Below are 26,522 nucleotides of genomic sequence, written 5' to 3'. Positions count from 1 at the left end.
TCAGTGCAGCGTGCGGGCCCGGCGGCGGCCGATCGCCCGCATGACCGGCTCGAGCCGCAGCATCGGGCCGGGTGCCAGCGCGGTCGAGCGCATCAGCGCCCCACGCCATCCGGGCAGCGTCCGGTACACGCGGCGGGTGCCGAACATGTCGGCCAGGGCCCGGGCGACCTGCGCGGGCGTGACCAGCACGCCGCTGCGCACCAGGGCCTTGGCCTGGCCGTCGTCGGCCATCGACCGCAGCAGCTCGGTGTTCACCCCGTCGGGGCAGATCGCGTGCACCCCGATCCGCTCGGCGCGCAACTCGCAGGCCTGCGCGGCGGCGAGCGACAACACCGCGGCCTTGGTCGCGGCGTAGAGCGACAGCCCCGGGACCGGGCCCAGCGCGCTCAGCGACGCGGTGATGCCGATGTCCCCGCCGGGCGTCCCCGCGGCGGTCTGCTCGCGGAACGCGGCGACCGCGGCGCGGCAGCCCCACACGACGCCCATCAGGTTGACCTCGACCAGCGCCCGGACGTGCTCGGACGACAGCTCGGACAGCGCCCCGTCGAAGCCGACGCCGGCGTTGTTCACCCACGCGCCCAGCGGAGCCAGCTCGCGGGCGCGGGCCGCGACGTCGTGGGCGGCGTGCTCGTCGGTGACGTCGTAGCCGACCCCGGCCGCCGCCCCGATCCGGGTGGCGGTGGCGGCCGCCGCGGCGGCGTCGACGTCGGTCACCAGCACCCGGTAGCCGCGCCGGACGAGCTCGGTCCCGATCGCCTCGCCGATCCCGCGTCCACCCCCGGTGACGACGGCGGAGCGGGGAGCGTGGGCGGGCACGGTGTGGGAGCGGCGAGGCATGCCGGGCAGTATGCCCTTGGTTACTGCCCGGTAGGTAGACCCGGAACCGTGATCAGCCGTTCTCGGCGATGTCGGAGAGCACCGCGAAGATGGTGCGTACCGGCACGCCGGTGCCGCCCTTGCCGGTGTAGCCCCACGGCCCGCCGCTGTTGAACGCCGGACCGGCCACATCGATGTGCGCCCAGGGCAGGTTCTCCGGAACGAACTCGCGCAGGAAGACCCCGGCCGCCAGCATGCCGCCGAAGCGGTGGCCGGTGACGTTGGCGATGTCGGCGATCCGCGAGTCCAGGTCGGGTCGCAGGTGGTCGGGCAGCGGCATCGGCCAGCCGCCCTCGCCGGTCGCCTGCGCGTGGCGCGCGACCCGGTCCCGGAACTCGTCGCTGCCCATGATCCCGGCGGTGCGGGTGCCCAGCGCGACCATCTGTGCGCCCGTCAGGGTGGAGGTCTCGATGAGGTAGTCGGGGTCGTCCTCGCCCGCGCGGACGATCGCGTCGGCCAGGATCAGCCGGCCCTCGGCGTCGGTGTTGAGCACCTCGACGGTCTTGCCGCCGTACATGCGCAGCACGTCACCCGGGCGATAGGCGGTGTCCGAGGGCATGTTCTCGGCCATCGGCACCGTCGCGGTCACCGCGACCGGCAGGCCCAGCTGCGCGGCCAACACCGTCGTCGCGATCACCGCGGCGGCCCCGGACATATCCGAGGTCATGTGGTCCATGTTCGCCGCCGGCTTGATCGAGATCCCGCCGGTGTCGAACGTGATGCCCTTGCCGACCAGCGCCACCTTCGCCCGCGGCGCATCGCCGCCGGACCAGCGCAGCCGGACCAGCCGCGGCTTGCGGGAGGACCCGCTGCCCACGCCGAGCACGCCGCCGTAGCCGCCCTCGGCCAGCGCGGCGTCGTCGAGCACCTCGACCTCGAGGCCGGCCGCCTCGCCGAGCTCGCGGGCCCGGGCGGCGAACGTCTCGGGGTAGAGGTCGTTGGGCGGGGTGTTGATCAGGTCGCGGGCGGTGCGCACGGCGTCGGCGACGGCCGCGCAGCGGCGCAGCGTCTCCTCGCCGTCGTCCGCAGTGGTCAGCAGGTCCACCCGCTCGACCGGGTTCTTGGCGCCCGAGCCGTTGCCGTTCGAGCCCTTGTAGGCGGTGAACGTGTAGGCCCCCAGCGAAGAACCCTCGGCCGCCGCGGGCAGGTCGATGCGGCCGAGCGTGCTGACCGCGGTGCCGGTGCCGGCCAGCGCCCGGGCGGCCGCACCGGAGGCCCGGCGCACCTGCTCCGGCTCGGGCTTCCCGTCGGCGTCGGGCTTGCCCAGCCCGACGCCCACCACGACCGGTGCGGCGACCGCGCCCCGGCTCGGCAGCCGCACGACCTCGTCGGCCTTGCCCGAGGCCCCGGCCAGCGCGAACTCCTCGGCCAGCTTGCCGCCGAACGCCGCGTCCACCTCCTCGGCGCCGGGGGCGAGCGTCGGCCCGTTCCCGTCCGATCCCGCCGGGATCAGACCCACGACGACCGCATCGGCCTCCGCGGTCGCGGCCGATTCGTTCCGGATGCGCAGCTCGGTGGACACGGGGCTCCTCGGAAGACGGGTTCAGACGGCTGCACAGCGGTGTGCAGTGATGACGAGACCGCTTCGAAATGCTAATGACACCGGCGGGCCCCCCTTTCAGGCAGCCCCGGATGCGAGGCTGGGCGTCGTGCCCCCGCCCCTGTCCGGACGCCTGGGGACCGCCGACGCGGTCGCTCTCGGCCTCGCGGCCATGCTCGGCGCCGGGGTGTTCGCGGTGTTCTCCCCGGCTGCCGCGGCGGCCGGGCCCTGGCTGCCGGCCGCGGTCGTCCTGGCCGGGGTCGTCGCGTTGTGCAACGCCGCGTCGACGGCCGATCTCGCCGTGGCCCACCCGGCGAGCGGTGGCGGGTACGGCTACGCCCGGGAACGGCTCTCGCCGGCGGCCGGACGACTCGCCGGCGTCGCGTTCCTCGTCGGGAAGATCGCGTCCGCCGCGGCGGCCGCCGGGGTGTTCGGCAGCTACGTGCTGCCGGCACATCCGGTGGTCACCGCGACCGTCGTGATCGTCGTCGTCACGGCGCTGAACATCGCCGGGGTGCGCCAGACCGTGCGGTCGGCGTGGTTGCTGGCCGGCGGCACGCTCGCGGTGCTCCTGGTGGTGGTCGTCGTCGGGCTGTTCGGCCCCGGGGGGGCGAACTCCTGGTCGGCCTCGGCGAGCACGGAGCCGGTGATGGCGAACGAGCCGATGCCGGGCGCGCTGGGGGTGTTCACCGCGGCCGGGCTGGTCTTCTTCGCGTTCGCCGGCTACGCCCGCATCGCCACGCTCGGCCGGGACGTGCGCGACCCGGCGCGGACTCTGCGCCGGGCGGTCATGATCGCGCTGGGCATCACCCTGGTCGTCTACCTCGCGGTCGCCGGGGCGCTGCTGGTCGGGCTCGGCACCGACCGGTTGGTCACCGAGCGGTCCCCGCTGGTCGCACTCGTCGACACCGGGCAGGCGCCGGCCCTCGGCGTGCTGGTGCGGGTCGGAGCGGCGGTGGCGGCCGGGTCGGCGCTGCTGTCGGCGCTGGCAGGGGCCGGCCGGACCGGGCTGGCGATGGCGCGGCGCCACGAGTTGCCGCACGTGCTGGCGGCGATCGGCCCGAAGGGCACGCCGTGGCGTGCCGACCTGGTCGGCGGGGTGCTCGCGATCGTGGTCGCGGTGCTGGCCGGCCCGGCGGCCGCGATCGCGCTGTCCGCGTGCTCGGTGCTCGTCCACTACGCGGTGGTCAACCTCGCGGCGTTGCGGCTGCCCACGGTGCTCCGCCGGTGGCCGGCCTGGACCTCGGTGCTCGGGTTGCTGCTGTGCATCGGGCTCGCGGTGCTGCTGCCGTTGGCGTCGGTGCTCGTCACCGCGATCGCACTGGTGGCGGGCTGGCTGCTGTGCACCCTGCTGGGCCGCTGGGCGGCAGCCCGCGGCGCGACCCCCGGCTGACCGGGCCGCCCCACCCGATCCTGCCGACTCGCACACCCGAACCTGCCGACTCGCGGGATGGGGTTCCCCGCGAGTCGGCAGGTTCTGGTTGGTGTGTCGGCACTTCTCGGCGACGCGGGTACGGTGCCGCCGTGAGCGAACCCGCGGACCTGCTGGCCAGCCCGCTGCACGACCGGCACGTCGCGCTCGGCGCGACCATGGGAGCGTTCGGCGGCTGGTCGATGCCGCTGTCCTACCCCGACGGGACGGTCGCCGAGCACACCGCCGTGCGCGAGACCGTCGGGATCTTCGACGTCAGCCACCTCGGCAAGCTGTCGATCACCGGCCCGGGGGCCGCCGAGTTCGTCAACTCGTGCCTCACCGCCGACCTCGGGAAGATCTCGCCCGGGCACGCGCAGTACACGCTGGCCTGCACCGAGTCCGGCGGCGTCGTCGACGACCTGATCGTCTACCTGGTGGGCCCGGACGAGGTGCTCGCGGTGCCCAACGCGGCGAACGCCGCCGAGGTCGCCGACCGGCTGCGCGCCGCCGCCCCGGCCGGGATCACCATCACCGACCGGCACCGCGACATCGCCGTCCTCGCCGTGCAGGGCCCGCGCTCGGCCGAGCTGGTGAGTACGGTGCTCGGCATCGCGGGCTCGGCGAGCCTGGCCGACCTGGACTACATGGCCTTCGCCGACGCCGGCCGGATCCGCGTCTGCCGGACCGGGTACACCGGCGAGCACGGCTACGAGCTGCTGGTGCCCGCCGCGGAGGCGGCCGCGGTCTGGGACGCGCTGCTGACCGGGGCGGCCGCGCTGGGCGGGCGCCCGGCCGGCCTGGGTGCGCGCGACACCCTGCGCACCGAGATGGGCTACCCGCTGCACGGCCAGGACCTCTCGCCCGAGATCAGCCCGGTGCAGGCGGGCAGCGGCTGGGCGGTCGGCTGGTCGAAGCCCGCGTTCTGGGGCCGCGACGCGCTGGTCGCGGAGAAGGCGGCCGGCCCGGTGCGGCGGCTGCGCGGGCTGCGCGCCACCGGCCGCGGCGTACCCCGGCCCGGGATGGACGTGCTGCGCGACGGGCAGAGGATCGGTGTGACCACGTCGGGCACGTTCTCCCCGACGCTCAAGACCGGCATCGCGCTGGCGCTGATCGACTCCGCGGCCGGCGTCGGGCCGGACGACACGGTGACCATCGACGTCCGCGGCCGCAGCCTCGACGCCACGGTGGTCCGGCCGCCGTTCGTGGCCTCGCACGTGCGCTGACCTCGCCGTCGTCCGTGAGGTCCGCCACCTGACGGCCGAGAATCGCGCCGGAGGTCGGACTTGCGACCATCGGTCTTGCCGGACGGGTTACCGTCTGCGCTATGAGCGCGCCGCACTTCGCCCGGACCCTCAACCCCGCACCGGTGCCGGAGGCCCGGCGCGCGGAGATCGTTGCCGCCCCGGGCTTCGGCCGGTACTTCACCGACCACATGGTGACCATCCGCTGGACGCAGGGGGAGGGCTGGCACGACCCGGCGGTCGTGCCCTACGGGCCGCTGACCCTCGACCCGGCCTCGATGGTGCTGCACTACGGCCAGGAGATCTTCGAGGGGCTCAAGGCCTACCAGCAGCCGGACGGCTCCATCGCCTCGTTCCGGCCGGAGGCCAACGCGGCCCGCTTCCGTTCCTCGGCCATCCGGCTCGGCATGGCGCCGCTGCCCGACGACCTGTTCCTCGCCTCGCTCTCCGAGCTGATCGAGGTCGACCGGGCCTGGATGCCGCCGGCCGGCGGCGAGGAGTCGATGTACCTGCGGCCCTTCATGATCGCCACTGAGGTGGGGCTGGGCGTGCGTCCCGCCTCGGAGTACCTCTACGCGCTGATCGCGTCCCCGGCCGGGGCGTACTTCCCCGGTGGGGTCAAGCCGGTCGACGTGTGGCTGTGCACCGACTACACCCGCGCCGCGATCGGCGGGACCGGCGCGGCGAAGTGCGGCGGGAACTATGCAGCGTCGCTGCTCCCGCAGGCCCAGGCCGCCGAGCACGGCTGCGCCCAGGTCGCCTACCTCGACGCCGCGGAGCGCAGGTGGGTCGAGGAGATGGGCGGGATGAACCTGTTCTACGTCTTTGGCTCCGGCGACGACGTGGAGGTCGTCACGCCGGAACTGTCCGGCTCGATCCTGCCCGGCATCACCCGCGACTCGCTGCTGGTGCTGGCCAAGGAGCTGGGCTGCCAGGTCACCGAGCGCAAGATCGCGGCGCAGGAGTGGCTGGAGGGCGCCGCGGACGGGCGGATCAGCGAGGTCTTCGCGTGCGGCACCGCCGCCGTGATCACCCCGGTCGGGCGGGTCAAGCACAACGACGGCGAGGTCACCGTGGCCGACGGTGAGCCCGGCCCGGTCACCACCCGGCTGCGCAGCCTGCTCACCGAGATCCAGCGCGGCACCGCGCCGGACACACACTCCTGGATGCGCACCCTGGCCCCGGCCGGCGCCTGACGACGTTCGGGCTCAGCCCGCGCTGAGCGCGACGAGCACGACGGTCACGCCCAGTTCCGAGGCCGCGCCCAGCACGTCGCCGGTCACCCCGCCGAACCGGCGGCGGGTGTGCGCCGACAGCGCGACGACCACGGTGGCCGCCAGCAGCACCGCGAGCGGCCCCTGCCACGGCCGCCCCGGCACCGTGAGGACCGCGGCACCGGCCAGGGCCGCCCACCACAGTGGCGCGACCCAGCACGGCTGGGAACCGGCCACCGTCGAGCCCAGCCCGCCCGGGCGCGCGGCCGGTACCCCGCGCCGCGCGCACCAGCCGAACCCGGCCCGGCCGGCCGCGGTGGCGAGCACGGTCGTGGCGACCAGACCGGCGGCGGGCCGGGTGGCCAATGCCGCGAGCGCCGCGGCCTGCGCGCCGAGCGTCACCAGCAGTGTGACGACCGCGAACGGGCCGGCGCCACCGTCGCGCATGACCGCCAGTGCCCGCTCCGGCGGGCCGTAGCAGCCCAGCCCATCGGCGGTGTCGGCCAGCCCGTCGAGGTGCATGCCGCGGGTGGCCAGGGCCAGAAACCCGATCGTGAGCAGGCCCCCGGCCAGGGCCGGCACACCCAGCGCGGTCAGCCCGAGCAGCACCGCCGCGGCCGCGGCGCCGAGCAGCGCGCCGACCAGCGGCGCCCACCGGATCGCCGCCGCGGCCACCCGGGGGTCCAGCGCGGCGCCGTCGGCGGGTCCGGCGCGGACCGGCAGCACGGTCAGCCAGCTGACGGCCAGCGCCAGACCCCGCACCTCAGGCCCCGGGCTTCGCCGGGGCGATCCCAGTGTCCGCGGCGGTCGCGGTCTCGGCGAGCAACCGGGCCGACATCTGCAGCAGCGGCACCACGGCCAGCGCGCCGCTGCCGTCACCGAGGCGGACCTGCAGGTCGAGCAGCGGGGTCAGCTGCAGCTGGTCGAGCACGAGCGCCATCGCCGGCTCGGGGGAGCGTTGCGCGGCCAGCCACCATTCCCGCGCACCGGGCGCCAGCTCCTCGGCGACGAGCGCCGCGGCGCCGGCGACGAGCCCGTCGAGGAGGACCGGGGTCTTGCGCAGCGCGGCCTGCACCAGGAATCCGGTGAGCACGGCGAGGTCGGCGCCGCCGGCCACCCGGAGCAGCGCCAGCGGGTCGCGGGTGAACGGGCGCGCGCGGCGCAGCCCGTCGCGGATCGCGGCGGCCTTGCGCATCCAGGTGTCGTCGTCGATGCCGCTGCCCCGGCCGACCACGGCGACCGGCTCGGTCCCGGTCAGCGCCGCCACCAGGACCGACGCCGGGGTGGTGGCCCCGACGCCGAGGGAGGCCGGGACGAGCAGGTCGGCGCCCGCGTCGACCTCCTCGTCGGCCAGCGTGCGCCCGATGGCGAACGCGGCGGTCGTCTCGTCCCCGGTGAGCGCGTCGGCGCGATCGATCCACCCGGAGCCGCTGCGCACGCGGTAGCGGGCGGCCGCGGCGGTGCCGTCCGCCGTGTTGTCCGAGCCGTGGTCGAGGCCGACGTCGACGACCCGCACCGACGCGCCGGCCACCGGGGCGAGCACCGACGCGGGCAGGGTCTGTTCGCGGGCCGCGGCGACCTGCCGGGCCGTCACCCCGGGCGGGTAGGCGGACACACCGGCCTCGGCGATGCCGTGGTCAGCGGCGATCACCACGACCCGCGGCCGGGCCGGTGGCCGCGGCGGGCAGATGCCCTGGCACGCGGCCAGCCAGCAGCCGAGCTCGGCGAGCAGGCCGAGGCCGCCGGTCGGGACCGCGAGCTCGGCGTGCCGGGCGACGGCGGCCCGCCGGGACTCGGCGTCGGGGGCGGTGACGGCGGGGAGGGCTGGGGCGTCCACGACGCCTTCCTATCGCGCCGCTACTTCAGCCGCACCGGCAGGCCGGCCACGAGCAGCAGCACCTCGTCGCACACCCGGGCCAGCGCGGCGTTGACCAGGCCCAGCTCGTCACGGAACAGCCGTCCGGCGCGGGTCGCCGGGATCACCCCGAGCCCGACCTCCGCCGAGACCAGCACCACCCGCCCGGTGCAGCCGGCGACCGCGTCGACCAGTGCGGACACCTGGGCGCCGACCGCGGGCGGCACCTCGGGGCACCCCCAGGCACCGGCGTCGTCGAGCACCGCGGTCAGCCAGGTGACGAGGTCGTCGACCAGCAACGGGGCGTCGCCCGGGCCGGTGCCGGCCAGCAGCGTGACGAGATCGGGCTCCTCGACGGTCACCCACGCCGGTGGGCGACGCGCCCGGTGCGCCGCGATCCGGCCGGTCCACTCCCCGTCGTCGTCGCGGCGCCGGGCGGTGGCGGCGTAGCGGACAGGGGCGTCGGCGGACAGCAGGTCCTCGGCGTACGCGGACTTGCCGGACCGGGCCCCACCCAGCACGAGCGTGCGACGGGCGGCGATCACTCCCGTCACGCTAGCCTCTCGCCGTGGCATTCCGGTGGCGGTACCTGGACGCGGCGGGTGAACCCGTCGACGGCCCCGACGAGACCTTCGACGACCAGGGCCAGGCCGAGCAGTGGTTCGGCGATGCCTGGGAGGAGCTGCGGATCGACGGCGTCGACGCCGTGGTGCTGCTCGACGGCGACGACGAGGTGTACGGCCCGATGAGCCTGCAGGAGGGCTGAGCCCGAACCTCGAGACGCGCCGTACCGGGTACTGCGCCCGACACAGCGCGTCTCGACACGTCGCTGCGATCCGATCGGAGCTGCTGTTCAGCTGTTGGCCGGGACGAAGCCGTAGCAGTAGCTCGACCTGTCGTCGAAGATCCAGATGTCGTCGCCGGTCTTCTGGCCGACGATTCCGGCCTGCGTCGATCCGTGCCGGCTCGGAACCGCTTCACCCGGTCACGGGTGTGGGGCCGGCATTGCCGCCTTCCGCCAGCACCGTCCGGCTCGCCCACTGGTTGATGGCGGCCTGGACGCACCAGACATCGTGATGGTCGGGAGAACCGGCACCGATCGGGGCGACCCCGGCGCGGCGAACGCCTGGCCGGCCAGGGCTACCGCCGACAGTGCCACCGCCGCTGCCAGCGTGCCGACGCGCACGGGCGGCGACGGAGCAGCCGGGACGTCCCACATCGACCTGATCTTCCCGGTGGCCCTGTCGCCGCCGGTGGCGGCCGGCCCGGCCCTCGCCGCCCCGGCGACGGCTGCCGCCCCGGCCTCGGTGGGCGGCACCGCCCCCGCCTGCATCGGGCGCACCGGGGGCTCCGACGACAGGTTCGGTGGGGGCTGGTGGGAGACCGTGACGAACAACTGCGGCAAGACCATGCGCGTCGAGGTCCTGGGCAGCGTCTCCTGGCAGCACAGCGCCTGCCACACGCCGGCTCCCGGCCAGAGCTTCACGCACACCGAGCACCACTTCGGGCACTACGACAAGACCGTGGTCTGCTGACCCCAGACCGCGTTGATCAAGCCCCTCCGGGACTGCGGACGGAGGGGCTAGACGTTCGCGCCGCGCTCGACCCGCGGCTTGGGGATCCGTAGCTTGCGCAGCTGGCTGGCCCGGGTGAACGCGTACCACCCGGTGCTCAGGCCGCTGATCTGCTCGTTCGGGAACTTCGCCCGGGCCTTGCGGGTGACCTGCGTGCCGAGGAACACGCCGTCCACGATCATCGCGAGCAGTGCGACCAGGCTGAACAGGCTCAGGTACTGCTGTACGGCCGGGATCGGCAGCAGCACCGAGAGCACCACCACACCGGCGAGCGGCATGAACAGGCCCATGAGGTGCGGCCGGGAGTCCACGATGTCGCGGATGTAGGCCTTGACCGGACCGCGGTCGCGCGGCAGGAGCACCTTGTCGTCGCCTGCGGCCATCCGCTGCCGGCGCTCGGCGGCCTGCTGCCGGCGCTCGTCCCGGCTGGGGCGGTTGGCTCGGGCGAGGCGGGCCGCCTCGCGCTGGGTCCGCGGCGGGGCCGGGGCCGGGCCGCGGCGCTTGTTCTCGGCGTCGCGGCGCCTGGGCGTCGGGCGGCCCTTGCCCTGCGTGCGGGTGCCGTTGACGGCCGGTCCGGTGTCCTGCCCGGAGTTCTGCTCCGGAGCGGACCCTTCGGCGCCGGTGTCGGCGGTCTGGTCGGAGCGGCGCAGGAACCTCACAAACCCCAGCCTACGGGCGGTAGCCTGCGACGCGTGCGGGTGGTGGTCGCTCCGGATTCCTTCGGCGGAACGCTGAGCGCGACGGCGGCGGCCGCCGCCATCGCCGACGGGTGGCGCCGCGCGGCGCCCGATGACGATCTTCGGCTGCTCCCGCTGGCCGACGGCGGCACCGGCTTCGTCGATGTACTGCACACCGCTCTGGGCGGGACCCGGCACGAGCGGACCGTCACCGGCCCGTTCAGCGCCCCCGTGGCGGCCGAATGGCTGCAGGTCGGGGGCACCGCGTACCTGGAGTCGGCGGCCGCGTGCGGGCTGCACCTGGTGCCGCAGGAGCTGCGCACGCCCGACACCGCCGGCCGGGTCACCAGCCGCGGGGTCGGTGAGCTGATCGCCGCGGCCCGCGACGCCGGGGCGACCGAGATCGTCGTCGGCCTCGGCGGGTCGGCGACCACCGACGGCGGCGCCGGCATGCTGGCCGCCCTCGGGGCCGAGCCGGTCGACGCCACCGGTGCGCCGGTCCCGGACGGCGGGGCGGTGCTGGCCCGGTGTGCCCGGCTGGACGGCCGGCCGAAGCTGAACGGGGTGCGGCTGGTGGCCGCCGCCGACGTGGACAACCCGTTGCTCGGCCGGCACGGCGCCGCCGCGGTGTTCGGGCCGCAGAAGGGCGCCGACGACGCCGCGGTGGCCGTGCTCGACGCCGCGCTCGCCGTGTTCGCCGACGTGCTGGCCACGGCACTGGGCGGTTCCGAGGGCAGGGACGTGCGCGACGAACCCGGCGCCGGGGCGGCCGGTGGACTCGGGGCGGCGCTGCTGGCCTGCGGCGCGCGCCGGGTGTCCGGGGCCGGGCTGGTCCGGGACCTGGTGGGGCTGGACGCCGCGCTGGACGGGGTGGCGGCGTCCTCGGGACTCGCCGTCACCGGCGAGGGCAGCTTCGACTGGCAGTCGCTGCGCGGGAAGCTGATCACCGCGGTGGCCCGGGCCGCAGCCGACCGTGGGGTCCCGTGCCTGGTGCTGGCCGGCCAGGTGTCGGTGGGCCGGCGGGAGGCCGCCTCGGTCGGGGTGGACGCGGCGTATTCGGTGTCGGACGAGGTGGGCGGCGTCGAGGCCTCGATGGCCGACCCGGCGGGCACACTGGCCGCGCTCGCCGAGCGGGTCGCCGCCCGCTGGAGCCGCTGACCGGATCACCCGGGGGGTGGTGCGGATCACCCCGGTGCTCCGGGCGGGCTCGCCGACGCCGGCAGCGGTGTCGTGGAGAAGGCCTACTATGGGGTCGGCACGTGGAACTGCGGGCAGCGCCGGGAACGACCGGGGCGCCGGGAACGGATCCACGGCACAAGGAACAGCATTGCCCCGCGCGTTGTTGGGAGAGTCATGACCGTCGAGAACACCGTCCAGAGCGACGCGGCCACCGAGACGCACGGCGTCGAGCTGACCGACGCTGCCGCGATCAAGGCCCGTGCGCTGCTGGACCAGGAAGGCCGCGACGACATGCACCTGCGCATCGCGGTGCAGCCGGGCGGCTGTGCCGGCCTGCGCTACCAGCTGTTCTTCGACGACAGGTCGCTGGACGGCGACCTGTTCCGCGAGTTCCACGGTCTCAAGGTCGGGGTCGACCGGATGAGCGCTCCCTACCTGCAGGGTGCCGTCATCGACTTCGTGGACACGATCGAGAAGCAGGGCTTCACGATCGACAACCCGAACGCCGGTGGCTCCTGCGCCTGCGGCGACTCGTTCAACTGATCGACACCGACCCGCCGGCCCGCCGGCGGTTGCCGGTCGTTCCCGGACCCCCGGTCCCCCTGGCGTACGCGCTCTGGGCCCGGGGGTCCGCTGCATCGGGAGGTAGGGTGATCGACCGTGCCTATCGCAGTGACCGGATCCATCGCCACCGACCACCTGATGCACTTCCCGGGGAAGTTCAACGACCAGTTGGTGGCCGAGCAGCTGCAGCGGGTGTCGCTCAGCTTCCTCGTCGATGACCTGGTGATCCGCCGTGGCGGGGTGGCCGGCAACATCGCGTTCGCGCTCGGGGTGCTCGGGCAGGCCCCGGTGCTCGTGGGCGCGGTCGGTTCGGACTTCGCCGACTATCGGTCCTGGCTGGAGCGGCACGGCGTGGACTGCGCCGGTGTGCACGTGTACGACGACGTGCACACCGCCCGGTTCGTCTGCACCACCGACGACGACATGTGCCAGATCGCGTCCTTCTACGCCGGCGCGATGGCCCGGGCCCGTGAGATCGAGCTCGGCCCGGTCGCCGAGCGGGTCGGCGGGCTCGACCTGGTGCTCGTCGGCGCCAACGACCCCGAGGCCATGGTGCGGCACACCGACGAGTGCCGGCAGCGTGGCTTCGCGTTCGCGGCCGACCCCTCGCAGCAGCTCGCGCGCATGGAGGGCCCGGAGATCCGCCGGCTCGTCGAGGGCGCGACGTACCTGCTCACGAACGACTACGAGTGGGAGCTGATGCTCAAGAAGACCGGCTGGACCGAGGAGCAGGTCCGCGAACTGGTCGACATCCGCATCACCACGCTCGGCGAGAAGGGCGTGCAGATCGTCGGGCGCGACGGCGTCGAGCTCAAGGTCGGTGTCGTCCCGGAGACCGGCAAGGTCGACCCGACCGGCGTGGGTGACGCGTTCCGCGCCGGCTTCCTGGCCGGGACCGCGGGCGGGCTGGGGCTGGAGCGGGCCGCGCAGCTGGGCTCGCTGATCGCGGTGAACGTCCTGGAGACCGACGGCCCGCAGGAGTGGACCTGGGACCGGGCGCGGGGCCTCGACCGGCTGCGCGACGCCTACGGTCCCGAGGCCGCCGCGGAGATCGCCCCCGTCCTCCCCGCCTGACCCCGCGAGTCGCCCTTCTCGGGAGCGAGAGTCGGCGTTTTCCGTAGGGCGAGTCGTCCTTCTCGGGGCCCCGCCGCCCTCCTCGCCGGGCGCCCCGCGCCCGAGGGCGAGCTAGCCGTCCGTGCGGTCGTCGAGCTTGCGGGTCAGGTCCGTGATGTGGGCGCGCGCGTCGCGCAGGTCGCTGCGGGCCTGTGCCAGCTCGTCGGTGCGCTCGTCGAGATCGCTGCGCGTCTCCTTCAGCTCGCGTCCGGCCCCGGCCAACTCGTCCTCGAGCAGCACGATCCGGTGCGCGGAGACCAGCGTGTGGCCCTCGTCGAACAGCGTCCGCAGCCGGGCGGCGATGGTCAGCTGGCGCCGGGAGTAGCGCCGGTGCCCGCCGGCGGTGCGGTGCGGGCTGAGCACTCCGCCGGCGTCCAGGCTGCGCAGGAATGCAGGCTGGACGCCGAGCAGTTCCGCAGCCTGTCCCATCGTGACGGCCGGGTAATCCTCGTCGTCCAGCCTGCTCAGGTTCATCCGTCTCCTGCGTGCGATGTGGTGCCGTGACCGGTCAGGTGCCTCCCGAACGGTCCGTCAAACGTGTTGTGTCGAACGGCGGATCTCAGCCGCCCGCGTTCGCCGTCAGCGCCTGCGGCTCCGCGTCGTGGGCGATCGCGATGCGCCGGGGCTTGGCCCGCTCGGCGACCGGGATCGTGACGGTCAGGACGCCGTCGCGGTAGGTCGCAGCCAACTGGTCGGTGTCCAGGCTGCGGCCCAGCATCAACTGCCGGCTGAACGTGCCGCGCGGGCGCTCGCTGACCAGCCAGGCGGCTGCGTCGTGCGGGGCGCTGCGCTCGGCGCGGACGGTCAACGTGTTGCCCTCGACGGTGACGTCGATCGAGCCCGGGTCGACTCCCGGCAGGTCGAAGGAGGCGACGAAGTGGTCGTCGAGCCGGCAGACGTCCATCGGCATGCCGGTCCGCGAGGGCCGGGCGGCGGAGTCGGCCAACCGGTCGAACAGACGGAACGCGTCGGTGGCGAGGGGCTCGTAGTTGAGCAGCATCGCGATGTCTCCTTTCTCGGGTGCTGCCAACCTGGCAGTGCTCTGACGATGAAAGTTGTACCTGCGACTGCAAATTGAGTCAAGCGGCCGTCGCAAGAAAAGTCGTCACACGTCAAGCTCCCATTCCCCGGGCCGGTCCAGCGGGAGGAACCCCATGGCCTCGTCGATCGAGACCATGTACGGGGTGGAGTCGGCGTTGTACGGGTTGGAGTCGGCGTCGATCGGGCGCAGCGCAGGGTGCCGGTCGCGCACCAGCGCCAGGTTCGCGAGCTCCACGAGCATGCCGAGCCGGCGACCGCGGTGCCGGCCCGGCGCATCCCGCGGGCCCGGCAGGTCGCGTCGCGCGCGAATGCGCTGCGCGTCGTAGTGCTCCGGGTCCAGGTTCAGCTGTCGGCGCAGCTCAGAGCCGGACGGGGTACGCCGGCTCCGGGACCTCCGGCCGGATCCGCCGCTCGACGAAGATGCCGTGCCAGATCAGGAACACCAGCAGCGTCCAGATCCGGCGGCTGTGGTCGATCGGGCCGGTGCGGTGCGCGTCGAGCATCCGCTGCACCGCGGCGAGGTCGACGAGATGGTCGGCCTGCGAGTCGCGGATGATGCCGCGGGCCCAGGCGTACATCTCGTCGCGCAGCCAGAGCCGGATCGGCACCGGGAAGCCGAGCTTGCGGCGGTGCAGCACGTGCGAGGGCACGATCCCCTCGAGCGCCCGGCGCAGCGCGTACTTGGTGGTCCCGGAGCCGTCGGAGCGGCCCGAGATCTTCTGCTCCAGCGGCAGTCCGGACGCGACCTCGAACACCGCGGGATCGAGGAAGGGCACCCGCAGCTCGAGCGAGTTGGCCATCGTCATCTTGTCGGCCTTCACCAGGATGTCGCCGCGCAGCCAGGTGAACAGGTCGACGTGCTGCATCCGGGCCACCGGGTCCCAGTCGACGGAGTCGGCGTAGTGCGGCGCGGTGATGTCGGTGTAGGAGCGCCGCGGGTCGTACTGCCGCAACAGCCCCGCCAGCTCGCCGTCGCGGAAGATCCGGGCGTTGCCGTAGTAGCGCTCCTCCAGCGGCAGCGCGCCCCGGCGCAGCAGGTCCTTGCCGCGCATGCCCTCGGGAAGCCGTCGCGAGGCCTTGCCGAGCAGCGGCCGCAGCGCGCCCGGCACCTTCTCGAACGGCGCGAGCGACAGCGGCTCGCGGTAGATGGTGTAGCCGCCGAACAGCTCGTCGGCGCCCTCCCCGGACAGCACGACCTTGACGTGCTGGCGGGCCTCCCGGGCGATGAACCACAGCGGGACGAGCGCCGGGTCGGCCACCGGGTCGTCGAGGTACCAGACGATGAGCGGCAGTGCCTCCATCATCTCGTCGGGCTTGACGGTGCGGACGACGTGGCGCACCCCGATCGCGGCGGCCGACTCGGCGGCCACGTCGACCTCGGAGTAGCCCTCGCGTTCGAACCCGGTGGTGAAGGTGATCAGGTCCGGGTTGTGTTCCTTGGCCAGTGCGGCGATCGCGGTGGAGTCGATGCCCCCGGAGAGGAAGGCGCCGACCGTCACGTCCGCGCGCATGTGCTTGGCGACCGAGTCGCGCAGCACGTCGGCGATCCGTCCGTGCAGCGCGGCCTCCCCGTGCGGGCCCGCGGGTGTGCCCGAGCCGCGGACGTCGAAGGTGGGGAAGAAGTAGCGCTCGTGCTCCACCTCGCCGCCCGGGCGCACGGTGAAGTACGTGCCGGACTCGACCCGGCGGACCGCGCGGTGCAGCGTCGCCGGCTCGGGGACGTACTGCAGCAGCAGGTAGTGCTGCAGCGCCGCGGCGTCGAGGTCGCCGCCGACGCCGCCGGACATGCCCAGCGCGCCGGCCATCGACAGCAGGCTCTTCTTCTCACTGGCGAACGCGACGCCCGCGGGGCCGGTGGCCATGAACAGCGGCTTGATGCCGAACGGGTCGCGGGCTCCGAACAGCACCCGCTCCTGGCGGTCCCAGATGAGGAAGGCGAACATCCCGCGCAGCCGGCGCACGGCCTGGGGGCCCCAGTAGTGGTAGGCCGCCACGATCGCCTCGGTGTCGCCGTCCGTGGCGAACGTCGCCCCGTGGCGGGCGGTGAGCTCCGCGCGCAGTTCCAGGTAGTTGTAGATCTCGCCGTTGAAGGCGATGGTGTAGCGCCCGTCCGCGTACTGCAGCGGCTGGTGGGAGTGCTCCACGTCGATGATCGACAACCGGTTGAAACCGAACACCACGTCGGCGTCGTTCCAGGTGCCGCTCTCGTCGGGCCCGCGGTGGCGTTGGCAGCGCAGGGCACGCGCCGTCGGCTCGATCCGGTAGGCCGCGTCGGCCCCGGCGGTCAGCAGTCCCAGCAGTCCGCACACAGCGAGCCAGTATGCCGAGGCCCCCCACCCGGACGTGCCACACCCGACGGGCGATTGGGCGATCAGCTCGGCTAGGCTCTACGCCGGGTCGAAGAACGTGAATGCGCGTTCGGCGACCGTGGCCTGGTCAGAGCATGTTTGAACGGGCCGTGTCAGGTGCACCAACACGGGCATGAGGGCAGGGAGGCGGCGAGCAGTGGGCCGAGCACAGCGCGGGGGAGACCGCGGCCGCACCGGTGTCAGGCGGGCGGTCAAGCTGGTCGGGTTGTCCGCACTGGTCATCCCGCTGACCACCGGTTGCTCGGTGCAGGAGGCCATCCGCTTCGGCTGGCCGGAGGGCGTCACGCCCGAGGCCGAGCAGATGCGGCATCTGTGGACCTGGTCGGCGATTGCGGCACTCATCGTGGGTGTCATCACCTGGGGCGCGATGTTCTGGGCGGTGATCTTCCACCGCAAGCGCAAGGGCGACGACGACACGCCGCCCCGCCAGACCCAGTACAACCTGCCGGTCGAGATCGTCTTCACGGTCGTTCCGACGATCATCGTGGCCGTGCTGTTCGGCTTCACGGTGAACGTGCAGAACTACGTGACGTCGAAGACCCCGAACCCCGACGTGCGGGTCGCGGTCACCGCGTTCCAGTGGAACTGGCAGTTCGACTACACCGGCACCCGCACCCCGAACGGGCGGCCGGTCGAGACCCTGGGCACCAGCGCGACGATCCCGATCCTGGTGCTGCCGACGGATCGGCGGATCCAGTTCACGCTCACGTCCAGGGACGTCATCCACAGCTTCTGGGTGCCGGAGTTCCTGTTCAAGCGTGACGTCTTCCCGATGCCGGAGAAGAACGACACGGACAACGTGTTCCAGATCGCCAAGATCGACCGTGAGGGTGCCTTCGTCGGCCGCTGCGCCGAGCTGTGCGGCGCCTACCACGCGGCGATGAACTTCGAGGTGCGCGCGCTGCAGCCGGCCCTCTACGACCGCTACATCGCGCTGCGCAGCCAGAACAACCCGCAGACCGGTGCGCCCTACACCGCGGGCGAGGCCCTGGCCGCGCTGAACTGTGGTCAGTGGTGCGCGCCGGAGGCGATCACCACCTACCCGTTCGCCACCAACCGTACCCAGCGGGCGGCCACGCTGCCGACCAGCGGCTGACCGGGCGCAGAGGAGCATTCCCCGATGAAGGTCGAATCCCGGATCTTCGAGATCTGCACCGCGTTCTTCTTCCTCGCCGCGATCGTCTACAGCGTCCTGGCCAAGGAGCCGGTCGGCATGGCCGCGCTGTTCCTCACCGGTGGTCTGTCGCTGATCGTCGGCACCTACTTCCGGTTCGTGTCCCGGCGGCTGGAGTCCCGCCCCGAGGACAACCCGGACGCCGAGGTGTCCGACGGTGCGGGCGAGATCGGCTTCTTCTCGCCGGGAAGCTACTGGCCGATCGCGGTGGCCGCGTCCGCCGCGCTCGTCGGGCTCGGCCTGGCGTTCTGGTACATCTGGCTGATCGTCATCGCCGGGGTGATCCTGCTGATCACCGTCGGTGGCCTGGTCTTCGAGTACCACATCCGGCCCGCCGACCACTGAGCACGAACCACGACGCCGGGTCCGCGCACCGCGCGGACCCGGCGTCGTGGGTGTGCGGGCCGTGTCTACAGCTCCCGGTGCATGATGTGCAGCCCCACCAGCCCGGCGCTCGGATGCCGGAACGCCCGCGGCACCGTGCCGATCACCTCGAAGCCCAGCGAGCGCCACAGCCCGACGGCGCGGATGTTCGCTTCGACCACGGCGTTGAACTGCATCGCCGTGTAGCCGCGCCGGCGCGCCTCGTCGAGCACGTGCCCGGCCAGCCGCCGCCCGATCCCGCCGCCGGCCTGGTCCGGGTCGACCATGAACCCGGCGTTGGCGACGTGGTCGCCGAGGCCGGGCTGCACGGGCTTGAGCTGCGCCGTGGCCACGATGCGCGCCCCGGCGGCGGGGACGAGGCGCTCGGCGACGAACACCGCGGCCGGCGGCGGCGCCATCCACGCGGCGCGCGCGGCAGGCTCCGTTGTCGCGGGGTGCCAGGTGTAGGTCTCGCCGGCGCTGACCACGCGGTGCCAGATCGGCCAGATCGCCGGCCAGTCGGTGGTGGTGGCGGTCCGTATCCGGAGGTCGGTGCTCGTCGCGGTCACCGCCCCATCCTGCCCGGCTCGGGTGCGGCCGACGTCAGCCGCGCGCGGCCTTGCCCAGCGCATGCCGCGCGATGATCACCTGCTGGATCTGGCTGGTGCCCTCGTAGATCCGGAACAACCGGGCGTCGCGGTAGAACCGCTCCACGGCCACCCCGCGCATGTAGCCCGCGCCGCCGTGGACCTGGACCGCGCGGTCGGCGACCCGGCCGACCATCTCCGAGCAGAAGTACTTGGCCGCCGAGGGGCCGGCCACCTTGTCGGTGCCCGCGTCGAAGGCCCGTGCGGTCTCCAGCACCAGCGCGCGCCCGGCGTAGTAGTCGGTCACCGAGTCCGCGATCAGGCCCTGGACCAGCTGGAACGTCGCGATCGGCGTGCCGCCGGCCTGCCGGGTCTGGGCGAAGCTCACCGATTCGGAGACCAGCCGGTTCGCCATGCCGACGCACAGCGCGGCGATGTGCACCCGGCCGTGGGCCAGACACTTGGCGGCGGTGAGGAAGCCGTTGTCGATGCCCGCCTCGCCGCCGATCACGGCATCCGTGGGGACGCGGACGTCGTCGAGGTAGACGTCGGCGGTCCAGGCGCCGAACTGGCCCATCTTGTGGTCCTTGGGCCCGACCGAGAGCCCGGGGGTGTCGGTGGGGACCAGGAAGGTGGAGATACCCCGGTTGCCCGGGGCGTCGGGGTTGGTCCGGGCGAACACCATGATCACGTCGGCGACCGGGGCGTTCGTGATGTAGCGCTTGGCGCCGTTGATCACCCAGTCCGAGCCGTCGCGGCGGGCCGTGGTGGTCAGCGTGGACGGGTCGGAGCCGGCGTCGGCCTCGGTGAGCCCGAACGACGCGGTGACCTCGCCGGAGGCCAGCCGGGGCAGCCAGGCCTTCTTCTGCTCGTCGGTGGCGCCCTCGAGCAGCACGTGCCCGGCGATGCCGTTGTTGGTGCCGAACAGCGACCGCAGTGCCGGGGTGGTCCAGCCGAGCTCGAAGACGAGCTGGACCTCCTCGGTGGTGCTCAGGCCCAGCCCGCCGTACTCCTCGGGGATGGTGAAGCCGTACAGGCCCATCGCCTTGCACTGCTCGACCAGCGATGCGGGGATCTCGTTCTGGGCGTCGATCTGCTCCTCGAGCGGCACGACCTCGGAGCGGATGAACTCGCGCACCGAGGACAGCACGTCGGCCAGGTCAGCGGGATCCACGTCGTCGTCTCACTCTCGTCGGGCCTAGGGGTCGATGGCGACGCTAGTCTGCGGGTGCGCCGCCGGGGAGGGGGCCTGATCAGCGCTCGACCCCCGTTCGCCCGGCCCGTGCGCGGCCGGGCTGCTGCACTGACCGGAGCGCATCGGCCGGCGCGGAGCGGCAAGCCGGGGCGCGGGATGGACCACCAGGTCGACCCGGCGCGGCGTGTTCCCGCCCAGCTGCAGCCGGACGGCGGCCGACGTGTATCCGGGCGCGCTGGCCACCAGGACGTGCGGCCCGGCCAGCCTTCCGGGCACCCGGAAGGTGCCGTCGGGTGCCAGCTCGGCGTGAGCGGCCTGCTGGCCGCTGCCGTCGATGACGGTCACGGAGCCGGCCGTCACCGGCTCGCCGTCCGCGGTCCGGACGGTCCCGCCGAGCCGGGCGTCGGCCGGTCGGGGCGCGACGGCCCGGGGCGCGACCGGGAGCGCGTCCGCCGGGACGGCGGCAGAGACCTCGTGCAGCAGTTCGTGCAGGCGCACCAGCGGCCGGGTGGCGGGATGGACGGCGGCGGCGGCACCGGGCCGGGTGGCCTGCAGCAACATGCTGTCGGCGCGGGCCAGATGCTCGTGCACCTCCCGGTCGGGCCGGTACGTCCCGACCTCGGCGAGCCGGCCCGCCGCGTCACCCAGCGCCTGGGCGGCGTCGGCCAGCTCGGGCGGCGCGGGCTCGGAATGGCGGCGTAGCCACATCGTCAGGGAACGCGCGGAGATGCCGCAGTCCTCGTAGAGCCGGAGCCGGTCGCGTATCCGGCCCGGATCGTTGCCCAGGACCACCGGCCAGGTCAGCGGCCTGGCCACGAGCGCGAGCTGGCGTAACCGGTCGTCGAGGGTGCGGGCTAGCTCCCCGAGATCGGACGGGGTGGCGTCGGGCTCGGGTCCCCGGCGGGTTTCGGGACGGATCCGGCGCGCGGTGGCGCCCAGCAGCTCCGCCAGTGCGCCGAGCACGGCGGTGCGGGCGGCCCGCGCGGTGTCCCGGGTGCTCGTGGGCACCAGGATCAGCGCCACGACGATGCCGACCGCGGCGCCGACCGCGGTCTCGGTGAGCCGCAACAGCAGAAGCTGGTCGCTGAACTGGTGCAGCACGTCGTACATCTCCGCAACCATGATCGTGACGAAGAAGACCATGAGCGCGTAGTTCACGGTGAACAGGTAGAACGCGGCGAAGACGCTGACCAGGATCACGGCGAGGATGGCAGGGGTGTTGCCGGCGGTCAGGTCGGCCAGCAGTATCGCCGCGGCCAGCCCGATCAGGGTGCCCAGCACCCGGTTGAACGCCTTGGCGACGGTCTCCGAGCGGGTGCTGGTGCCGGTGAAGGCGAGGAACGCGGCCAGCACCGCCCAGTAGTAGCGGGTCGGGGACACCATCTCGCCGAGCAGGATCGCCAGCCCGCCCGCCACCGCCATCTGCACGGCCTGCCGGGTGGTGAGGTCCAGGCCGCGCAGCGGGTTCAGCCGGTGGGAGCGCGCCGAGACGTCCGCCGCGGTGGCCACCGAGCCGGGGAGCATGCCACCCATCACGAGGGTGACGGCCGGGGTGAACGGCTCGGGTTCCGCGCCGCCGGCGCCCGCGGTGCCGGCGGCGGGCTGGTCGCACCACGGCCGCGCGAGCTCGACGATGTCGATCGCCATCGTTGCCAGCCGCTGGGCCGGCCACCAGCCGGGCGTGTCGGTGGCGGCGGCTCGGCGGGCCAGGTCGAGGAGGGCGCGTGCCTGGGCTGCGGCGCCGTCGTGGTCGCCACGGCCCAGTCGTGCGGCGACCCGGCGGGCGGCCTCGACGAGCGCGGCGTCCGCGCCGACCAGGGCGTCGGCGGCGACGGCGAAGGCGTCGACGGCGGCCTGGGAATCGATGAGCCGGCGCCGCGACGCCGCTGCGGACCGCCCACGGGGCAGCGCCGCCGGGTCGCCCAGCCAGCCTTCGACGATCAGTGCGGTCTCGGCGAGCCGCAGCTGCAGCGACCGCAGCCGGGCGCGTCGGCGGGGGAGGGCCTCCACGTCGTCGGGCGCGGTGGCGAGCAGGTCGGCGGCGGCCCGGCCCACGGCGTCGGTGCGTCCGGCGAACGCCCGTAGCGCGTGGCGCATCACGCGCGCCGGTCGTCGGCGCAGCACGGTCACCGAGAGCAACAGGGTCCACGCCGTCGCGACGACCGCGGCGAGGAGCATGAAGGGGAACGTGGCGAACGTCGGGTGCAGGAACAGGCCGAAGAAGTAGCCCATCCAGCCCAGGAAGCCGTAGTGGAAGAACGCCGGGCCGAACCGCCGCACGTAGGCCGCGACGAATATCACCCCCACGAACAGCCCGAGCTCCAGGTGCTGGTGGCCGCCGACCAGGACGGCGAGGAACATCCCGAGGCCGAACGCGACCGGGAGGAACACCCCGGTCCGCAGCCGCTCGCCGACGGTCGGTGCGGTCAAGCCGTTCGAGCCCATCATCGCGACGACGGCGCCGATGAGCATCGGGACCAAGGCCGACTGGCTGGGGGCGAACAGCCGGACGAAAGCGAACTCCAGGGCGAGCGCGCTGCCCACGCTGAGCAGGGCGCCCAGCGCCATCCGGAACCGGTTGCCGCCGGGATCGGACGCGATGAGCCGGTCACGCAGACCGCTGCGCCGCAGACCGGGGTCGGGAGATGGGCCGACAGCACTCTGCACGGTGTCCCCCCGGCGCGGTAGAAGGTTACTTTGCACTGCTAATAATTCTACCTGTATCACGGTCGTCACACGACCTTGCGTGACCGCACGAACGCTCTGCGGTGCAGCCGGCGGGTCGCGGCAGCAGGTGGGTCACCGCTGATCGGCCGGGACGTACGCAGGGCCGATCGCCCCGCAGGCCCGCAGCTCGGCGATCTCCTGCTCGCTCAGGCCCACGCCGGCGAGCACCGCGTCGGTGTGCTCTCCCAGGCCCGGAACCGCGCCCATCACCGGTTCGTGCCCGGCGATGATCGGCGGCGGGAGCAGCGCGGGCAGCTTCCCCACCGGGGAGTCGATCTCGCGCCAGCGGTCCCGGGCGGTCAGATGCGGGTGCGTGACGACGTCGCTGGGCGTGTTGTAGCGGGCGTTGCCGATTCCGGCCGCGTTCGCGGCGGCCTGCACCTCGGCGAGATCATGGCGTGCGCACCACGCCGCGACCTGGGCGTCGAGGAGATCGCGGTGCACGACCCGGTCCGGGTTGCGCAGGAAGCGTTCGTCGGCGGCGAGGTCGGGGCGCCCCATCATCCCGCCCGCCAGCCGCTGCCATTCCTGGTCGTTGGTGGTGCCGAGCACGACGGTCTGTGCGTCGGCGGTGCGGTAGGCGCCGTAGGGGGAGACCGCGGGGGAGCCCATCCCGACCGGCTCCTGATCGACCCCGGTGTGCCGGGTGTGGTTGAGCGCGTAGCCCATGAGTTCGGTCATGGTGTCGAACATGCTGACGGCGACGGTGCTGCCGCGCCCCGTCCGCCCGCGGTCGTGCAGGGTGGCCAGGATCGAGATGGCGGCGTAGAGCCCGGTGCACGCGTCGGCCATCGGCGGGCCGGGCTTGGCCGGGGCTCCGGGCCGGCCGGTGATCGAGCAGGCGCCCGACTCGGCCTGCACCAGCAGGTCGTAGGCGCGCCTGTCCGACAACGGGCCGCCCGTCCCGTAGCCGGAGATCTCCAGCGCCACGAGGTGCGGATGCCGGGCCTCGACGTCGGCAGCTGCGATGCCCAGCCTCGCGGTGGCGCCGGGCGCGAGGTTGGAGACGAGGACGTCGGCCTCGGCGAGCAGCCGGTGCAGGACGTCGAGCCCGGCGGGCTCCTTGAGGTTCAGGGTCACCGACTCCTTGGCCCGGTTGACCCAGACGAAGTGCGCGGCCAGGCCGTTCACGACGTCGTCGTAGTCGCGCGCGATATCACCGCCGCGCGGGTTCTCCACCTTGATCACCCGGGCGCCGAGGTCGGCCAGGGTGCGCGTGCACAGTGGCGCGGAGACCGCCTGCTCCAGGGCGACGACGGTGACACCGGCCAGCGGTCCGCCCGGCGCCTGCGGTTCGCTCATCCGGTCACCACGGCGAGCGCGAACCCGTCGTGGCCCTTGCTGCCGACGGTCTGGATCTCGGTCGCGCTGACCCGGCGCTCGGCCGCCAGCCGCTCGTTGAACCGGCGGGTGCCCTGTACCGCGGCGTCGTCGCTGTCGGCGTCGATCACCCGGCCGCCCCGGATCACGTTGTCCACGATGATCACGCCGCCGGGCCGGGCCAGCCGCAGCGCCCACTCGAAGTACTCGGCGTTCGAGGGCTTGTCGGCGTCGACGAAGACCAGGTCGAACGGGGCGTCGATGTCCTCGGCCACGCCGGGCAGGGTGTCGAGCGCCCGGCCCCGGCGGATCTCGACGACCTTGTCCAGTCCGGCCCGCGCGATGTTCGCGGCGGCCACGTCCGCGTGCTTCGCCGAGTACTCGAGGGTGATCAGCTTCCCGTCCACCGGGAGCGCCCGGGCCAGCCAGATCGTGCTGTAGCCGCCGAGGGTGCCGATCTCCAGGACGCGGCGCGCGTCGATGGCCCTGGCCAGCAGGTGCAGCAGCTTGCCCTGCGCGGGGGAGACGTCGATCGCCGGCAGCCCGGCCTGCGCGTTCGCCTCCAGCGTGGCGTCGAGGGCGGGATCGGCCCCGACGAGCAGATCGGTGATGTAGTCGTCGACCGCGCTCCAGTGCGCCTGACCGTCGCTCATGTCCCCACCCTCTCACCCCCGGGCGGTCCCGCCGGGGCACGTGACGGGCAGCACCCCACTGCCGCGCCCGACGGGCAATCGGTCAACGAGGTCAGCGATTAGGGTGCGACGCATGTCGGATGCTTACGCCAGGTTCTCCGCGCTGCGCTTCGAGCGCCCGGAGGACGGGATCCTGAGGATCGTCCTCGACGGCCCGAACCTCAACGCCGTCGGGCCCGCCGAGCACGAGCAGCTGGCCGACGTCTGGCCGGTCATCGACCGCGACGAGTCGGTGCGCGTCGTCGTCATCCAGGGCGCGGGCAAGGCGTTCTCCGCGGGTGGCTCGTTCGACCTGGTCACCGAGATGGCGAACGACCCCGCGGTGCGCACCCGCGCCCTGCGCGAGGCCCGTGACCTGGTCTACAACGTGATCAACTGTTCGAAGCCGATCGTGTCGGCGATCCACGGTCCCGCCGTCGGGGCAGGGCTCGCCGTCGCGCTGCTCGCCGACATCTCCATCGCCGGCCGCAACGCCAAGATCGTCGACGGGCACACCCGCCTCGGCGTGGCCGCCGGCGACCACGCTGTGATCAACTGGCCGCTGCTGTGCGGGATGGCCAAGGCCAAGTACTACCTGCTCACCTGCGACGCGCTCACCGGCGAGGAGGCCGAGCGGATCGGGCTCGTCTCGATGTGCGTCGACGACTCCGAGGTGCACGACAAGGCCATGGAAGTCGCCCGCAAGCTCGTCGCCGGCGCACCCAGCGCGATCAGTTGGACGAAGTACGCGCTGAACAACTGGTACCGCGCGGCCGGCCCGTCCTTCGACGCGTCGCTGGCCCTGGAGTTCTACGGCTTCGGGCTGCCGGACGTGCAGGAGGGCATCGCGGCGCACCGCGAGAAGCGCGCCCCCACGTTCTCCGGGCCGACCGCATGACGGTGCCGCCGGCGGGTGACACGGTCGTCTTCGACGGGACCGCGGGCAAGCTCGTCGGCGACCGCTGGCCCGCGGCGGGTGAGCGCACCGGGGGCACCGTGCTGCTGCTGCACGGCGGCGGCCAGACCCGGCACTCGTGGTTCCGCACCGCAGCGTCGCTCGCCGCGCAGGGATGGACCGCGATCGCGCTCGACGCCCGTGGGCACGGCGACAGCGACTGGGCCCCGGACGGCGACTACTCGGTGGACGCGCTGGTCGCCGACCTCGCCGCGGTGGTCGCGGCACTCGGGGAGCGTCCGGTGCTCGTCGGCGCGTCCATGGGCGGGATGACCTCGCTGATCGGGCAGGGCGAGCGCGGCGACCTCGCCCGCGCGCTCGTCCTGGTCGACATCGTGCCGAAGGTCGAGGAGGAGGGCGTTGCCCGGATCATGGCGTTCATGCGCGCCAACCCGGACGGCTTCGGCTCCCTCGAGGAGGTCGCCGAGGCGGTGCGCGCCTACAACCCGCACCGCACCCGGCCCACCAGCCCCGACGGGCTGCGCAAGAACGTGCGGCTCCGCGAGGACGGGCGCTGGTACTGGCACTGGGACCCGGCGTTCCTGCGGGTCGGTGAGGAGCCGAACCGGGAGGCCTCCCACGCGCGGGCCCGCGCGGCGGCGGCCCGGGTGCGGGTGCCCACGATGCTGGTGCGCGGCGCGCAGTCCGACATCGTCAGCGCCGACGGGGTGCGTGAACTGCTGGCGCTGATCCCGGGCTCCCGGCACGTCGACGTCTCCGCGACCGGACACATGGTGGCCGGCGACGACAACGACGTGTTCACCCGGCGCGTGATCGACTTCCTGGAGGAGGCGCCCGCCGTGCGCGGCTGAGGGCGACGGTGCCTGCCCGGACGAGCCTCGTTGCATCCCGGGGGTGAACACATCGCCGCAT

Annotated in this window: 27 protein-coding genes; 12 read left to right on the top strand and 15 right to left on the bottom strand. The window is 73.7% G+C overall.

The window, feature by feature from the left end; all coding sequences use genetic code 11:
• Complete coding sequence (locus HF526_RS01340; RefSeq protein WP_169379352.1) at positions 1-837, bottom strand: SDR family NAD(P)-dependent oxidoreductase; 837 nt, start codon at positions 835-837, stop codon at positions 1-3.
• A 52-nt stretch (positions 838-889) separates the two neighbouring features.
• Positions 890-2,398 carry a leucyl aminopeptidase gene (locus HF526_RS01335; protein WP_169379351.1) on the bottom strand — a complete coding sequence of 503 codons (1,509 nt, stop codon included), beginning with the start codon at positions 2,396-2,398 and terminating at the stop codon, positions 890-892.
• Positions 2,399-2,525: 127 nt separating this feature from the next.
• Here HF526_RS01335 and HF526_RS01330 point away from each other — a divergent pair, with 127 nt between their 5' ends.
• From HF526_RS01330 to HF526_RS01320, 3 genes are all read left to right on the top strand, one after another.
• Positions 2,526-3,809, top strand: a complete 1,284-nt coding sequence (locus HF526_RS01330; protein ID WP_338051211.1) for an APC family permease — start codon at positions 2,526-2,528, stop codon at positions 3,807-3,809.
• Positions 3,810-3,940: 131 nt separating this feature from the next.
• Positions 3,941-5,053, top strand: coding sequence for a glycine cleavage system aminomethyltransferase GcvT (gene gcvT, locus HF526_RS01325; RefSeq protein WP_169379349.1), 1,113 nt, complete (start codon positions 3,941-3,943; stop codon positions 5,051-5,053).
• 101 nt (positions 5,054-5,154) lie between these two features.
• Positions 5,155-6,267: a branched-chain amino acid aminotransferase gene (locus HF526_RS01320; RefSeq protein WP_169379348.1), complete on the top strand. Its 1,113-nt coding sequence runs from the start codon at positions 5,155-5,157 to the stop codon at positions 6,265-6,267.
• 12 nt (positions 6,268-6,279) lie between these two features.
• Here the strand turns inward: HF526_RS01320 and HF526_RS01315 are convergent, their stop codons facing one another.
• Genes HF526_RS01315 through HF526_RS01305 form a run of 3 tightly spaced genes read right to left on the bottom strand, consistent with a single transcriptional unit; the run spans position 6,280 to position 8,682 of the window.
• Positions 6,280-7,047 (bottom strand): adenosylcobinamide-GDP ribazoletransferase, encoded by a 768-nt coding sequence (locus tag HF526_RS01315; protein ID WP_169379347.1) that lies wholly within the window; start codon positions 7,045-7,047, stop codon positions 6,280-6,282.
• Position 7,048: 1 nt separating this feature from the next.
• Positions 7,049-8,122, bottom strand: a complete 1,074-nt coding sequence (locus HF526_RS01310; RefSeq protein WP_169379346.1) for a nicotinate-nucleotide--dimethylbenzimidazole phosphoribosyltransferase — start codon at positions 8,120-8,122, stop codon at positions 7,049-7,051.
• Positions 8,123-8,142: 20 nt separating this feature from the next.
• Complete coding sequence (locus HF526_RS01305) at positions 8,143-8,682, bottom strand: bifunctional adenosylcobinamide kinase/adenosylcobinamide-phosphate guanylyltransferase (RefSeq protein ID WP_338051234.1); 540 nt, start codon at positions 8,680-8,682, stop codon at positions 8,143-8,145.
• Positions 8,683-8,708: 26 nt separating this feature from the next.
• On the opposite strand from HF526_RS01305, the gene HF526_RS01300 reads away from it, so the two are divergent.
• Both HF526_RS01300 and HF526_RS01295 read left to right on the top strand, forming a co-directional pair.
• Positions 8,709-8,906: a hypothetical protein gene (locus HF526_RS01300; RefSeq protein ID WP_169379344.1), complete on the top strand. Its 198-nt coding sequence runs from the start codon at positions 8,709-8,711 to the stop codon at positions 8,904-8,906.
• A gap of 406 nt (positions 8,907-9,312) precedes the next feature.
• On the top strand, positions 9,313-9,675 hold the full coding sequence (locus tag HF526_RS01295; protein ID WP_169379343.1) for a hypothetical protein: 363 nt from the start codon (positions 9,313-9,315) through the stop codon (positions 9,673-9,675).
• Positions 9,676-9,722: 47 nt separating this feature from the next.
• Here HF526_RS01295 and HF526_RS01290 read toward each other — a convergent pair whose 3' ends face one another.
• Positions 9,723-10,373, bottom strand: a complete 651-nt coding sequence (locus HF526_RS01290; RefSeq protein WP_169379342.1) for a DUF3043 domain-containing protein — start codon at positions 10,371-10,373, stop codon at positions 9,723-9,725.
• A gap of 33 nt (positions 10,374-10,406) precedes the next feature.
• Here HF526_RS01290 and HF526_RS01285 point away from each other — a divergent pair, with 33 nt between their 5' ends.
• The 3 genes from HF526_RS01285 (at position 10,407) to HF526_RS01275 (ending at position 13,208) form a co-directional block, all read left to right on the top strand.
• Complete coding sequence (locus HF526_RS01285) at positions 10,407-11,549, top strand: glycerate kinase (protein ID WP_169379341.1); 1,143 nt, start codon at positions 10,407-10,409, stop codon at positions 11,547-11,549.
• A gap of 195 nt (positions 11,550-11,744) precedes the next feature.
• Positions 11,745-12,113, top strand: a complete 369-nt coding sequence (locus HF526_RS01280) for a HesB/IscA family protein (protein ID WP_169379340.1) — start codon at positions 11,745-11,747, stop codon at positions 12,111-12,113.
• A gap of 159 nt (positions 12,114-12,272) precedes the next feature.
• Positions 12,273-13,208: a carbohydrate kinase family protein gene (locus HF526_RS01275; RefSeq protein WP_169379476.1), complete on the top strand. Its 936-nt coding sequence runs from the start codon at positions 12,273-12,275 to the stop codon at positions 13,206-13,208.
• A gap of 111 nt (positions 13,209-13,319) precedes the next feature.
• Here HF526_RS01275 and HF526_RS01270 read toward each other — a convergent pair whose 3' ends face one another.
• The 4 genes from HF526_RS01270 to asnB form a co-directional block, all read right to left on the bottom strand.
• Complete coding sequence (locus HF526_RS01270) at positions 13,320-13,721, bottom strand: helix-turn-helix domain-containing protein (protein WP_169379339.1); 402 nt, start codon at positions 13,719-13,721, stop codon at positions 13,320-13,322.
• A gap of 85 nt (positions 13,722-13,806) precedes the next feature.
• Complete coding sequence (locus tag HF526_RS01265) at positions 13,807-14,247, bottom strand: Hsp20/alpha crystallin family protein (protein ID WP_169379338.1); 441 nt, start codon at positions 14,245-14,247, stop codon at positions 13,807-13,809.
• 105 nt (positions 14,248-14,352) lie between these two features.
• Positions 14,353-14,529, bottom strand: a complete 177-nt coding sequence (locus HF526_RS01260; RefSeq protein WP_169379337.1) for a hypothetical protein — start codon at positions 14,527-14,529, stop codon at positions 14,353-14,355.
• A 118-nt stretch (positions 14,530-14,647) separates the two neighbouring features.
• Positions 14,648-16,597, bottom strand: coding sequence for an asparagine synthase (glutamine-hydrolyzing) (asnB, locus tag HF526_RS01255; protein ID WP_169379336.1), 1,950 nt, complete (start codon positions 16,595-16,597; stop codon positions 14,648-14,650).
• Positions 16,598-16,793: 196 nt separating this feature from the next.
• Between asnB and ctaC the strand changes: the two genes are divergently transcribed.
• Both ctaC and HF526_RS01245 read left to right on the top strand, forming a co-directional pair.
• Positions 16,794-17,753 carry an aa3-type cytochrome oxidase subunit II gene (gene ctaC, locus HF526_RS01250; protein ID WP_338051210.1) on the top strand — a complete coding sequence of 320 codons (960 nt, stop codon included), beginning with the start codon at positions 16,794-16,796 and terminating at the stop codon, positions 17,751-17,753.
• Between the two features lie 24 nt (positions 17,754-17,777).
• Positions 17,778-18,176: a cytochrome c oxidase subunit 4 gene (locus tag HF526_RS01245; protein ID WP_169379334.1), complete on the top strand. Its 399-nt coding sequence runs from the start codon at positions 17,778-17,780 to the stop codon at positions 18,174-18,176.
• Positions 18,177-18,241: 65 nt separating this feature from the next.
• On the opposite strand, the gene HF526_RS36085 is transcribed toward HF526_RS01245, so the two are convergent.
• The 5 genes from HF526_RS36085 to HF526_RS01220 all read right to left on the bottom strand — a co-directional run bounded on the left by HF526_RS36085 (position 18,242) and on the right by HF526_RS01220 (position 24,676).
• Positions 18,242-18,763 (bottom strand): GNAT family N-acetyltransferase, encoded by a 522-nt coding sequence (locus HF526_RS36085; RefSeq protein WP_338051209.1) that lies wholly within the window; start codon positions 18,761-18,763, stop codon positions 18,242-18,244.
• Positions 18,764-18,797: 34 nt separating this feature from the next.
• Entirely contained in the window at positions 18,798-19,955 is a 1,158-nt protein-coding gene (locus HF526_RS01235; protein WP_169379332.1) for an acyl-CoA dehydrogenase family protein, read from the bottom strand.
• A 24-nt stretch (positions 19,956-19,979) separates the two neighbouring features.
• Positions 19,980-22,643 (bottom strand): FUSC family protein, encoded by a 2,664-nt coding sequence (locus HF526_RS36735; RefSeq protein WP_169379331.1) that lies wholly within the window; start codon positions 22,641-22,643, stop codon positions 19,980-19,982.
• Positions 22,644-22,775: 132 nt separating this feature from the next.
• A complete protein-coding gene (locus HF526_RS01225; protein ID WP_169379330.1) occupies positions 22,776-24,005 on the bottom strand; it encodes a CaiB/BaiF CoA transferase family protein in 1,230 nt (409 codons plus the stop codon).
• Entirely contained in the window at positions 24,002-24,676 is a 675-nt protein-coding gene (locus HF526_RS01220; protein ID WP_169379329.1) for an O-methyltransferase, read from the bottom strand. Before HF526_RS01220 ends, HF526_RS01225 begins: the two co-directional genes overlap by 4 nt.
• Before the next feature lie 112 nt (positions 24,677-24,788).
• Between HF526_RS01220 and HF526_RS01215 the strand changes: the two genes are divergently transcribed.
• Both HF526_RS01215 and HF526_RS01210 read left to right on the top strand, forming a co-directional pair.
• Positions 24,789-25,592, top strand: a complete 804-nt coding sequence (locus tag HF526_RS01215) for an enoyl-CoA hydratase/isomerase family protein (RefSeq protein ID WP_169379328.1) — start codon at positions 24,789-24,791, stop codon at positions 25,590-25,592.
• Positions 25,589-26,461, top strand: coding sequence for an alpha/beta fold hydrolase (locus tag HF526_RS01210; protein WP_169379327.1), 873 nt, complete (start codon positions 25,589-25,591; stop codon positions 26,459-26,461). The genes HF526_RS01215 and HF526_RS01210 overlap by 4 nt, the downstream gene beginning before the upstream one ends.
• Positions 26,462-26,522 lie beyond the last annotated feature (61 nt).

It is taken from the genome of Pseudonocardia acidicola, from assembly GCF_012911935.1.
GTDB classification, from domain to species: Bacteria; Actinomycetota; Actinomycetes; order Mycobacteriales; family Pseudonocardiaceae; genus Pseudonocardia; species Pseudonocardia acidicola.
Note: the sequence above shows the minus strand (reverse complement) of the source record. Positions and strands in the feature narration are given on the sequence as shown.